This is a genomic window from Robiginitalea sp. SC105, from assembly GCF_014243345.1.
Taxonomy (GTDB): Bacteria; Bacteroidota; Bacteroidia; order Flavobacteriales; family Flavobacteriaceae; genus Robiginitalea.
Window position 1 is genome coordinate 829661 of the sequence record NZ_JACLZF010000002.1, and the last position, 13253, is coordinate 842913.

Sequence of the window (13253 nt, forward strand, 5' to 3'; positions counted from 1 at the left end):
TTTTCATCCCACATACACCAATTCATATGAAATCCCGACGCCCAATTCGGGTAATACTGGGACTGTTCATCCTGCTGCTTTGTGCGGCAGGTTCGGTCCAGGCCCAATCATTTAGTTCCAGTCAATTGAATTTCAACGGGAACGGGGGCGTAAACCAGGGGACCTCCCTGATGTTCGGTCCTGACGGACGGCTTTATGTCCTGCAGCTCAATGGCACCATCGATATTTTTACCATCCAGCGAAACGGGGTTGATGATTATGTCGTGACTGCCAGCGAGGAGTTGTTACTGGTCAAGAATATCCCGAACCACAATGACGATGGGAGTTCCAATGCGAATAACAATAGAGAAGCTACCGGGATCACCGTAGCGGGTACTGCCAGCAACCCGGTGATCTATGCAACCTCCAGCGATAGCCGGGTCGGTGGTCCCGGTGGGGATGCAAACCTGGACACGAATTCCGGGGTGATCACCCGGATTACCTGGACGGGATCGAGTTGGGATGCCGTGGACATAGTCCGCGGGCTGCCCCGTTCCGAGGAAAACCACGCGACAAATGGCCTGGAGTTCGTGACCATCGGGGGCACGGATTACCTGATTGTGGCGTCGGGAGGGTTTACCAATGCTGGTTCCCCCTCGGACAATTTTGCCTGGACCACGGAATACGCACTTTCCGCGGCTATCCTTTCGGTCAACCTGACCATGCTGGAGGCCATGCCCATCCAGAACGACGGGGTACGGAATTACATTTACGATATTCCCACCCTGGACGACCCCACCCGGGCCAATGCCAATGGTATTACGGATCCGGATAGCCCGGGCTACAATGGGATCGATGTGAATGACCCCTGGGGCGGGAATGACGGCCTCAACCAGGCCATGGTGGTCGAAGGTGGCCCCGTGCAGATCTTCTCACCGGGATACCGTAACTCCTATGACCTGGTCGTTACCCAGGATGGCAAGGTATATGCCACGGATAATGGCGCCAACGGGGGATGGGGAGGATTACCTGTCAATGAAGGCACTGCGAATGTCAACAATGATTATATATCCAGTGAACCGGGCAGTTCCGCTTCTGTAGGGGGGGAGCAGGTCAATAACCAGGACCACCTGACGCTGATTACCACGGATATCCAAAGCTATACCTTTGGGAGTTTTTACGGGGGCCATCCGGCCCCGGTCCGGGCAAATCCCGCAGGAGCCGGACTTTTCACAAACCCGGAAGTAAATTCGTATAATCCGGCTACTTCGGTCTTCCGGACGCTGATTTACGATCCGGATGGTTCGACACCGGGATCAACCACAAACCCGAACATTGCACTACCCGCCAACTGGCCACCGGTACCTGTAAGCCTGGCCAACCCCGATGAAGGAGATTGGCGTGGCCCTGGGATCGGAAATCCGGACGGCCCTAGCGATGTCCTGGTTACCACTTGGGGTACGAATACGAATGGTATCGATGAGTATACCGCTTCCAACTTCGCAGGGGCGATGCAGGGAAATTTGCTTGCCGGAACCAATGGAGGAGCGCTGCGTCGTGTTGAACTCAATGCGAGTGGCAACCTGGATAACCTGACCAACACCTTTATCTCAAACCTGGGCGGAAATGCCCTGGGGATCACCTGCAATTCCGATTCCGATCCCTTCCCGGGAACAATTTGGGTTGCTCCGTTCAATGGTTCCATAGTAGTTTTGGAACCCCAGGATTTTGTGATTTGTATCCTCCCTGGAGAAGCCGGATACGATCCCCTTGCCGATAATGACGGTGACGGCTACACGAACCAGGATGAAATCGACAACCTGCTTCCCGGTCAGACCATTGAGCAAGTAATCTGCAATGGGGGGAACCAACCCAATGATTTTGACAAAAACGCAGGCGGGACCCTGGTTTCGGACCTCAATGACAACGATGACGATGCCGACGGGATTCCGGACGGGTCGGACCCCATGCAATTGGGCAATCCGATCGATTCGGGTTCCGACGCCTTCGATTTACCCGTACTGAATGACCTGCTTTCGGATAACCCGGTCCTGCAGGGCTATCTCGGGCTGGGATTTACCGGGATGATGAACAACGGGGACACGGGCGCCAACTGGCTTAACTGGCTGGACCGGCGTGACGATCCTGCCGACCCGAACCCCAATGACATCCTCGGGGGCGCCACGGGTTCCATGACCATGCAGATGACGGCGGGAACGGCCTTGGGAACGGCAAACACCCAGGAAAAAGCATTTCAATATGGCGTCAATGTAAGCACAGCCACAGGAGGTTTTACGGTGGAAAGCCGTTTGTTCAACTTCAACGACCCTTTGCAGTTATATGATGCAGCTTCCCCGGCCAATGGCGAACTCGGTATCTTCATTGGAGATGGGACTCAAAGCAATTACATCAAACTTGTAATTACAAAAAACGGGATCAATGCATTGCAGGAACTTGACGATACACCCCAGACGCTCACAGAACTCAATGTAACGATCGACCCCTCGGACCGGCCGGCAAACGCCGTTACCTTTTCATTTGTAGTGGATCCGACAACTGGGTTGGTGACCTTGCAATACCAATTCGACAACGACCCGGTGCAAACCCTGGGAACCATGAATGCTGGTGGCGCGATACTTACGGCCATCCAAAACGCGGGCACCCCACTCATGGTAGGTTTTATCGGCTCCTCAAACGCAACCGGCGAAGAGGTGGAAGGCACCTGGGATACCCTCAATGTGCAGGGCAGCCAGCCGGCCGTGGAACAGGATTTTCCGGAGGTGAGTGTATTAACGGGTGCTAGTGCAACTTCCCTGAACCTGGATGAATTTTTCTCAGATGACGGAGGGGATGGGAATCTGACCTACACCATTCAAAATAACACAGATCCCGCAATCGGTGCGAGCATCAGTGGAAGTACCCTGAACCTGACTTTTCCCGCAACCGCGGCAACATCGAATATCACTATCCGGGCGGCGGATACCGGGGGATTGTTCATTGAACAAGTCCTAACTGTTAACGTATCCGATGAACCGGTGCCGATCGTCCGAATCCGGGCAAACGGGGCCACCATCGCAGCTACCGATGCCGGGAACCCCGACTGGGTGGGCGTTACGGCCACGGGTGCCCAAAATGGCACCTCCAATGGATTTAGCTGGTCCGTCAACACCGGTAACCACTCCACCCACAACATCGCCGGACGCCATGCGTCAGTTCCCGCTTACGTACCCCAGGCCCTATTTGCCAACGAGCGCTGGGATCCGGAGGCTGCCCCCGAGATGCAGTGGGATATAGCGCTTCCCAACAATGAATCCTATGTGGTCCGCCTTTATATGGGGAACGGATTTGCAGGAACCTCAGGCATCGGGCAACGGGTCTTCGATATCTCTATTGAGGGGAACCTGGTACAGAATGATCTGGACCTGGTACAAACCTTTGGCCACCAGGTCGGGGGGATGCTTGAATATCAGGTGAATCTTACAGATGGCACCCTGAACATCCTCTTTGAACACGTAACGGAGAACCCGACGGTCAATGGGATTGAAATCCTCAGCCTTGGAGGATCTTTCGCCCCGCCGATCTCCGTGGAACCCATCGCAAATCAAACAAATTTTGAAGGCGACCTGATCAACTTCAATGTGGCTGCCAGCGGAGGCGATAGTAATGAAAACTTTGGCTATTCGGCCACCGGTATGCCACCGGGGATCAGCATTGAGCCTACCACGGGCCTGATTTTCGGCAACATCGATACAGGGGCTTCTGCGGGGAGCCCATACAACCCAACCGTAACGGTGAGCAAGCCCGGCAGTGCTTCGGTGCAGGTGAATTTCAGTTGGACCGTTTTGGACCCCAGTACCACCGGGACCGCGCTGTTCCGAGTCAATGCGGGCGGGGCGCTTACCCCCTCCAATGATGCCGACCCAAAAAGCTGGGATGCGGACCAGACGGTTGCAACTCCCGGAGGCACAGCAACGACCGGTACACCATCCCCCTATGTTAATAGCGCCGCCGAGGACGAGACCTTCGGTGCTGCCGTAACCACAGGGTTCACCAATACCACCGGTTATCCGGATGCCCTTTTTACCACCGAACGCTATAATACGCTGGCCGTCCCTGATAATATGCAATGGGATTTCCCGGTTCCCAACGGCAACTATACGGTAAATTTACTTTTTGCCGAGATTTGGACCGGAGCTCAGACTGCTGGCGTCCGGGTATTTGATGTCGAAATCGAGGGTAATCTGGTGCTGGACGACCTGGACCAGACGGCGGCCTATGGCTGGGAGACAGCCGCTGTTGAGACCTTTGCAGTAACTGTTACCGATGGGAACCTGGACATCGACTTTATCCAGGGTATACAGAACCCGAGCATCAAAGGGATTGAAATCCTCCCTTCTGGTCCTCCGGCCGAACTGCAATGGACCGACCAGACCGACGACGAGAATTACACGGCCCGCCATGAAGCCTCTTTTGTGCAGGCCGGGGACAAGTTTTATTTGTTTGGCGGCCGGGAAAATTCTTCCAGTCTGGATGTGTATGACTACCAGTCCAAGACATGGTCGACTATTTCCAATTCGGCCCCATCCGAATTCAACCACTTCCAGGCCCTGGAGTATAATGGCCTGATTTGGGTGATCGGCGCATTCAAAAACAACGCTTTCCCCAACGAACTCCCGGCGGATTATGTCTGGGCGTATAACCCGGCCCAGGACACCTGGATCCAGGGCCCGGAAATTCCGCCTGCCCGTAAACGGGGTTCTGCTGGCTTAGTTGTCTACAATGATAAGTTTTATGTGATCGCCGGAAATACCATAGGCCATAATGGCGGTTACCAGGCCTGGTTCGACGAATTCGACCCGGCCACCGGGGTTTGGACAACGCTTACGGATGCGCCAAGGGCCAGGGACCACTTCCATGCCGAGGTCATTGGAGACAAGCTCTACGTGGCAGGTGGAAGGCTTTCCGGCGGAACCGGCGGGACCTTTGCCCCGCTGATTGCAGAAGTGGATGTGTATGACTTTACCAGCGGGACCTGGTCCACGCTGCCTTCCGGACAAAATCTCCCCACACCCAGGGGTGCGGCTTCCGTGGCTGTGTTCCAGAATGAGCTTTATGTCATTGGCGGGGAGATCGGGGTCGACCTCCAGGGGAACACGATAAACGATGCCCAGAAGACCACCGAATCCTATAATCCGGTAACCGGCACCTGGACGACCCGGGCCGACCTGATTACGGAGCGGCATGGGACCCAGGCCATTGTTTCCGGAGACGGAATCCATATAACTGCCGGTTCCAATACCCAGGGAGGCGGCGGCACCATGAAAAACATGGAATTCTATGGGACCGATAACCCGAGCGGCACTCCCCTAACGGCTGGTCAGCTCAGCGTTGCATCCTCCCTGACAGTAACAACCGGCGGGGCCTCCGTGATCACGCTCAACAATGCTGCAGGGAATACCGGGATCATCGTTACCGGGGCCCAACTCGGCGGGGGCGATGCCGGGAACTTCCAGATTGTTTCAGACCTGGAATTCCGGTTTATCCCACCCGGGGGATCACTCGATGTATTTATCGGCCATACCGGAGCGACGGACGGGGACGTGGCATTGCTCACCTTCCAGTACGACGGGACCAACAGCTCCCCGGTGGCCCTGACCTCCGGCGAGTCACAGGCCACTGTGCTCTATCGGATCAATACGGGTGGGCCGCTGACTGCGGCAACCGACAGCCCGAACCCGGATTGGGAACAGGATACGGGTGTTTTTGGCACGGCCGGGAATTCGACTTACCTGACAGGTGCTACCGCCACCGGCGGCACCTTTGATCAGTCTTCCGCAAGTGCTTATCAGGGGCCGATCGTAATGACCGACCCGTCGCTTCCGGCAGGAACCCCGGTCTCCATATTCCAGACGGAGCGTTTTGATGCAGCTGCGGCGCCTGAAATGACCTGGGCTTTCCCGGTAACTGCGGGGACCACCGTAGAGGTACGCCTCTACTTTGCCGAACTGTTCAATGGTATTACTGCAGCAGAGCAGCGCGTCTTCGATGTATCTGTGGAAGGATCCGTACCCGCCGCGTTCAATGACATCGATCAGTTTGCGCGCAATGGGGCGCTTGGCGCTTTCATGTTGAGCCATACCCTGGTGGTTTCGGACGGGACCCTGAACCTCGAGTTCATACACGGGGTTGAAAACCCCAATATCAAGGCCATAGAAATCATTGATCTCGGTGGCACTCCCGTCAATACCCCGCCTGTGGTGACCAACCCCGGGATCCAGCAAGGAGTGGAGGGCGACGCAGTCAGCCTGGCCATTCAAGCCTCTGACCTGGACCCCTGCGGCCCGCTGACCTATAGCGCCGAGGGCTTGCCGCCTTCCCTTAACATCAACCCTTCTACGGGCGTTATAACCGGAACCCTGGATGAAGGGTCTGGATCTGGTGTGGCCGGGGCTTATATAGAGAATGGCGGGCTTGTGATGATCGAGGCTGAAAACGATTTTACAGACACTCCAGGTGGTTGGAATCCACTCACGGATAGCGGGGTAGATTATCTGGTGGCCAGTACCAACCACTTTGGCGATACGAATGGCCAGACGGTGGACTATTCTTTCCAGATCAATACCCCGGGCGTTTACCGCTTCCATATGAAATCTGCAATTTCGGGCACGGTATTTTCGGATGAGAATGACACCTGGTTCCGGATCGTGAATACACCAGATGTGCATTTCTTTTGTGTATTAGGTTCGGCAAATGCACTCTCGGGGACCTCTGAATTCGAGGGTATCCTGGCAGGTAATCCAACTTCGAAGGAAATCTTCTATCCGGCGGGGAATGCTATGGGCCGTCCGGACCATGGAACCGAAAATCCTGGAGTTAACGGATTTTTTAAAGTGTACCGCTCAGGTAGTGGAGGTAACAAATGGAGCACAATTACCATTGACAATAGCGCAGGCACACCTGTATATGCCTATTTCCCAAATGCCGGCACCTTTACCATTTCCATGTCCGAACGTTCAGCCGGTCATCGGGTCGACCGCTTTGCGCTTGTGCACATAGATGATGTCAGTACCGGAACTCCGACGACAACTCTGGATAATGCCCCCCAATCCCAGCAAACCGTTGGAGGTACCCCCGGGGCGGCAGACAACAGTCCTTACAACGTGACTGTTACCGTGGCAGATGGATGCGACCCGGCTTTGTCCTCAACCGTGGATTTCGTTTGGAATGTGACGGATACCCCTCCTACGGGTACCCCTTCAGCACTTTTCGAAATTACGCCTGGAAGTGGGATAGATGCCAGTACCTATGGGGCCAATAGTCTGCAACTGACCAATACCTCCACGGGTAACATTCAGATTACCAGTATAACCATCGACTTGAGCACGGGGATCCTACCTGATAATGTATTCGACCCGGTTGGAACCGGCGGGGATGCCACGGCAAGCTGTTTTACGGCAAATAGCGGAGCCGCTGCTACCGGACTGATTGCCCCTGCAGATCCCTGCGTGGATCCCTTCAGCCAGCCGCGCAATGGAGGCTATGATGTGATGAGTTTGAGTTTTTCTGAATTTGATCCGTCTGAAGCCCTGTTCTTTACGGTCGATGTGGACCCGAACAGCATACAGGGGGTTCCCGGGGCCGGTGCAGCCGGTGCGGTTTCCGGATTCGAACTGGTCGGGGCTACCATTACAATCAGCTTCAGTGACGGATCGACGGTAGTCGGAAGTCTTTATGAGGACGGAAGTTTTGGCGGCTCCCAAATTCTAACGGGATCTGCTCCCACCACTCCGAGCATCAGCATGCTGGATGTGGGTACCGGACCTGCAACCGTCGCCGACCTGAATCAGGTCATGCAGATCAGCGGGAACCCGGGAGACTATGTTTCCCTATTGCAGATGGATTCCAGGCTCTACATTGCCTCGGGAGATCCGCCCTTCAATGTGCCGGATCCGACCTATTATGCCAACGAGGCGGTGAACAAGGCTTTGTATACCGGACAAATCCCGGCTGGAGGTACCCTGGACATCCCGGTCACCCTGTTGCAGACTGCGAGTACGGATACGGGGCCGGATGGAGGGCTCAACCAGTTTATCGCGGTGAGTTCCACCCAGCCCTATGCGGTGGACCAGCCCGTCAGCAATACCTCCAATGTGGTTACCATCCTCTACGATCCCAATTTCCAGCAGGCCCAGGCCAACCTGTCCTATACCTTGCAGGGAAGGACCGATTATACGGCCGACCTTACCGTGGAATTTTACGAAACCGGTCAGACGACCCCATCCCTGAGCTTCACTGTGAGCGGGGACGCGACCGGCACGGGGTTGATCGAGGACCTGCCGGTAGGGGACTATTCCGTGGCGGTCAAAGCTGATAAGTACCTGCAACGCGTCATTGCGGTGAGCCTTGTGGACGGGCCAAACACCATTAATTTTGGGCAGTTGCTGGCCGGGGACGCCAACAATGACAACCAGGTTACCGGATTGGACTTTTCCATCCTGGCGGGCACCTACAACCTGACTTCGGGCGATACCGGATATGACGACCGGGCCGATTTCAACGGAGACGGTCAGGTAACCGGTCTCGACTTCTCGCTGCTGGCGAGCAATTACAATGTTTCAGGCGAGATTGTGGAATAACATGAAAGCCGATTGATAAAAAAAGCCCCCGGATTTCCGGGGGCTTTTTTTATTCCTCCATACTGTGGTAGACGTTCTGCACATCGTCGTCCTCCTCGATGAGTTCCAGGAGCTTTTCGACGTCCTCGGCTTCCTCGGGGGTGAGGGACTTGGTGACCTGGGGGATGCGTTCAAAACCGGATGAAAGGATCTCGATACCGCGGGATTCGAGCTCTTTCTGGATGGAGCCGAAACTCTCAAAAGGGGCGTAGATCAGGATGCCGTCTTCATCGACGAAGACTTCTTCGGCACCAAAGTCAATCATTTCCAACTCGAGTTCTTCGGGGTCTATGCCCTCGGCCGGGATGCGGAAGTTGCAGGTGTGGTCGAACATGAATTCCACGGAACCCGAGGTACCCAGGCTGCCGTTGCATTTATTGAAATAGGATCGGATATTGGCAACCGTCCGGGTATTGTTGTCCGTAGCGGTTTCGATCAGGATCGCAATTCCGTGGGGGGCGTATCCTTCGAAGAGGACCTCCTTGTAGTCGCCCTGGGACTTGTCGCTGGCCCGTTTGATGGCCCGTTCGATATTGTCCTTGGGCATGTTTACCGCCTTGGCGTTCTGGATCACCGCCCTCAGGCGGGAATTCGCATCCGGATCCGGCCCGCCTTCCTTGACGGCCATCACGATGTCCTTGCCAATCCGGGTAAAGGCCCTGGACATGGCTGCCCATCGCTTTAATTTGCGTGCTTTCCGGAATTCAAAGGCTCTTCCCATGGATACTGGTTTTATCCCACAAATGTAGCAATTCCGGCCTATTCAACAAGCGCCTGAACGGAGCTGGAGAGCGCTTGCCGGCCAGGCTCGGGAATGCATTTCCCGGAAGCCGTCCGGGCGCTGCCTGGCGGGCCATTCCGGGTGTCAGGGCTGTTCGGAAACCAATTTTTCAATGATCCCTGCCAGCTTGAAGTCCTTGCTCGTGACCCCGCCGGCATCGTGGGTGCTGAGGCGAATTTCCAACTGGTTGTAGACATTCGTCCAGTCGGGGTGGTGCTGCTGGTCTTCGCATTCAAAAGCAATGCGGGTCATCACGGTAAAGGCCTCCCGGAAATTCTGAAATTCGAAGGTGGTGACCAGGCAGTTGTCCTGGTATTCCCATCCGTCCAGGCTTTTCAGCTTCTCCTGTATGGTTGTATCTGATAGTTTTTCCATGTTGCGTGTTTTCCCAAAAGATACGCAATTGTATCCGCGCTCAAAATTAGCAGGTGCACAGGATTGCGGATTTGTCGATTTCCGCAGCGCTGAGCACCTGGATTACTGCGGGATGTGGTGGTCGATGACCTCCTGGTAGCCCAGCTGCAGGTTTTTAGGCAGGAGGTTGTGTTTGGGCAATACGGCGAGGTAGCGCTCCTCGTTCGTGGTGTAGACGCGTTTGAGTAGGGGTTTGCGGTCGCTGAGGTGGCCGGTGATCTCCCGGATAAAATCCTCGTGGTGTACCAGGTCCCGGGAACCCAGGTGGAAGACCCCGTGCTTGTCCTGGTTTATCATATAATGCACCTGCTGGCAGAGCTTGTCGGCAGAAGTGACGTTGATCACCAGGTTGGGGAATACCTCGATGGCTTCGCCTGCATCCAGGGCTTCCTTGATTTCCCGGATGCGGGGAGAGGCATTCCCAAACACCATGGGGAGGCGGAGGATGCCCATCCGCTCGGCGGGCAGGCGCAACAGCATGTTCTCGATACGGATTTTCAGCCGGCCGTAGATACTCTCGGAAAGCGTCTTGTCGAATTCGTAGGAGGGATATTTGCTGTATGCGTCAAATACATTGGCAGAGGAGAGGAACAGCATCCTGCATTCATTCCTGGCCAGGTATTCCGACAGGTGGGCGTGGGCCTGGATCTGCGCCCCGAAATCGCCGCGGAGGGCCGAAATGATGATATGGGGACGGACTTCGTGAAGCACCTGGTGGATATCGTCTTCCAGCAGATCGTAGTGCAGGAACTGCCCGTTATCGCCAAAGCGGCTTCGCGCAGAACAATAGGTGCCATAGGTGTCAAAATAGTTGCAGAGTTCCCGGTACAGGGCGTAACCCAGAAAGCCACTGCCTCCCAATATGAGTATCCTTTTTCCTTCCTCTCGCACGCCTCTCTTTCCTTTATCCTGCTTCTATCCCTTGTAAAAAGGGGGTTTCACGATGGTTGCGGGTATTTTGTTTTTCCTTATCTGTATATATACGGTCGTTCCCGGGGTAGCCAGCTCCGTCGAAACGTAACCCAGACCGATCCCCTTGTTCAGGGATGGCGACATGGTCCCGGAGGTCACCCGGCCCACGGGGGTGCCATCGGCATCCACGATATCGTAATCCTTGCGCGGGATGCCGCGTTCCAGGAGTTCAAACCCCACCAGTTTCCGGGTAACCCCTGCCTCCTTCTGGGCGGCCAGGGCTTCGTGGTTCACGAAGTCCTTGGTGAACTTGGTGATCCACCCCAAACCGGCTTCCAGGGGGGAAGTGGTATCGTCGATGTCGTTGCCGTAGAGGCAATACCCCATTTCCAGGCGAAGCGTATCCCGGGCGGCGAGCCCGATGGGCTTTATGCCATAGGGTTCCCCGGCCTCCATCACGCGTTCCCAGACCTGCCGGACCTCTTCGTTCTTACAATAGATTTCAAAACCGCCGGAACCGGTATACCCGGTGGCCGAGATGATGGCATGGGGGATTCCCGCAAAATCGCCAACTACAAAATTATAGAAGGGAATGCCCGCCAGGTCCACGGAAGTGAGGGATTGCATGGCCTCCACCGCTTTGGGACCCTGGATGGCAAGCAGGGAGTAGGCATCCGACAGGTTGCGCATCTCGGCACCAATCCCTTCGTTATACCGGGAGATATGGTCCCAGTCTTTCCCGATGTTGGACGCATTCACCACCAACAGGTAGGTGGCGTCCTTCACGCGGTATACGATCAGGTCGTCCACAATCCCCATGGACTCGTTGGGCATGCAGCTGTACTGTGCTTTCCCGATTTCCAGTTTGGAGGCGTCGTTGGAGGAGATGCGTTGGACCAACTCCAGCGCCCTGGGCCCCTCAATGAGGAATTCGCCCATATGCGATACGTCAAAAACACCCACTCCCTCCCGGACGGTTTGGTGTTCCGCATTGACGCCTTCGTAGGAAACAGGCATCAGATAACCTGCAAAAGGAACCATTTTGGCCCCCAGCGATTCATGGACCTGCCTGAGTGCAGTTTCTTTCATGTGACCCGGTTTTGTTCCCGGCAAATGTATTGAAAATAGTTCGGAAGTCGCCCCGGGGATACCCCCTAATTCACGGGGCCTTTCGGCTCCCCCGGGTATCCAGCAAGAAGGTGCGCAGGTCCTCGTATTTACGGATGGGGATGGCCATTTTTTCCTTGTCGAGGAGGCCGCGGATCCGCTCTGGGATGGGAAGCTGAATCCCAAGTGTCCGTTCGACCTCAGGTCGGAATTTGATCGGGTGGGCGGTCTCCAGGAAGATCCCGGGGCCGTTGGCATCGCCCCGCAGGTAATCCATCAAACCGAGATATCCCACGGCGCCGTGGGGGTCTGCCGTGTATCCACAGGTCTTGTGGAGGAACCTCATGGCCCCTCTTGTTTCGTCATCCGTATAGGAACGCGCAGTGAGCATTTCGGCCAGGTCGGGGAAACGATCCCCGAACAGCTTCTGGACCCGGATAAAATTGCTGGGGTCCGCGACGTCCATCGCATTGGAAATGGTCGGTACCGACTGCCTGGGATCATAGGCTTCAGTCTCCATATACCGGGGAACGGTATCGTTCACATTGGTCGCTGCGACGAACTGCCTGCAGGGCATCCCCATCCGGTGGGCCAGCATGCCGGCGCAGATATTCCCGAAATTACCACTGGGTACCGAAAAAACAGGCGGGTCGCAATCCGGACCCAATTGCCTAAGGGCGAACACATAGTAAAGCATCTGCGGGATCCAACGGGCCACGTTGATGCTGTTGGCCGATGTCAGGCGGCGGCCCTGGCTGAGTTCCCTGTCCACAAAGGCTTCCTTGACCATCCGCTGGCAGTCGTCAAAACTGCCAGCCACACGGAGGGCGCGGATATTCTGGCCCAGGGTGGTCAGCTGACGCTCCTGAATATCGCTCACCTTGCCTTCCGGGTAGAGGATCACCACCTCCACTCCGGGCACCCCGAGGAAGCCGTCTGCCACCGCTCCGCCCGTATCCCCGCTTGTGGCCACCAGGACGGTTACCTCCTCGGGGGACCGGGAAGAGAAATACCCGAGGCAACGGGCCATAAAACGGGAACCGACATCCTTGAAGGCCAGGGTGGGCCCGTGGTACAGTTCCAGGGAGAAAACATTCGGGGCCACAGGTACCAGGGGAAAATCGAAATTCAGGGTTTCCTCCAGGATACGCTCCAATACAGGGTCCGGGATACTTTCCCCGGCATAGGGTCGGATCAGGTCCAGGGCAATCGCCAGCATGGGTCGTTCCCCCAATTGCCGCCAGAAAGCTTCCGGGAATACCGGGACCTGATCGGGGAAATACAGCCCCTTGTCCGGGGCGATCCCGCGGATAACGGCTTCCCGGAAGCTGGCTGGGGGCGCAGAGTGGTTCAGGCTGTGGTATTTCATGGCTTCGGGAGCTTTG

The 13253-nt window shown here is 55.9% G+C and carries 6 protein-coding genes; 1 reads left to right on the plus strand and 5 read right to left on the minus strand.

What is annotated here, in order from left to right; translation table 11 throughout:
* Positions 1-26 precede the first annotated feature (26 nt).
* A complete protein-coding gene (locus H7F20_RS12870; protein WP_185786577.1) occupies positions 27-8615 on the plus strand; it encodes a malectin domain-containing carbohydrate-binding protein in 8589 nt (2862 codons plus the stop codon).
* Between the two features lie 49 nt (positions 8616-8664).
* Here H7F20_RS12870 and H7F20_RS12875 read toward each other — a convergent pair whose 3' ends face one another.
* The 5 genes from H7F20_RS12875 to thrC form a co-directional block, all read right to left on the minus strand.
* Positions 8665-9375 (minus strand): YebC/PmpR family DNA-binding transcriptional regulator, encoded by a 711-nt coding sequence (locus tag H7F20_RS12875; RefSeq protein ID WP_185786578.1) that lies wholly within the window; start codon positions 9373-9375, stop codon positions 8665-8667.
* Between the two features lie 144 nt (positions 9376-9519).
* A complete protein-coding gene (locus H7F20_RS12880; RefSeq protein WP_185786579.1) occupies positions 9520-9810 on the minus strand; it encodes a 4a-hydroxytetrahydrobiopterin dehydratase in 291 nt (96 codons plus the stop codon).
* A 102-nt stretch (positions 9811-9912) separates the two neighbouring features.
* Positions 9913-10740 (minus strand): sugar nucleotide-binding protein, encoded by an 828-nt coding sequence (locus H7F20_RS12885; protein ID WP_185786580.1) that lies wholly within the window; start codon positions 10738-10740, stop codon positions 9913-9915.
* 24 nt (positions 10741-10764) lie between these two features.
* Entirely contained in the window at positions 10765-11850 is a 1086-nt protein-coding gene (gene gcvT, locus H7F20_RS12890; RefSeq protein WP_185786581.1) for a glycine cleavage system aminomethyltransferase GcvT, read from the minus strand.
* Between the two features lie 70 nt (positions 11851-11920).
* Positions 11921-13237, minus strand: a complete 1317-nt coding sequence (thrC, locus tag H7F20_RS12895) for a threonine synthase (RefSeq protein WP_185787165.1) — start codon at positions 13235-13237, stop codon at positions 11921-11923.
* Positions 13238-13253 lie beyond the last annotated feature (16 nt).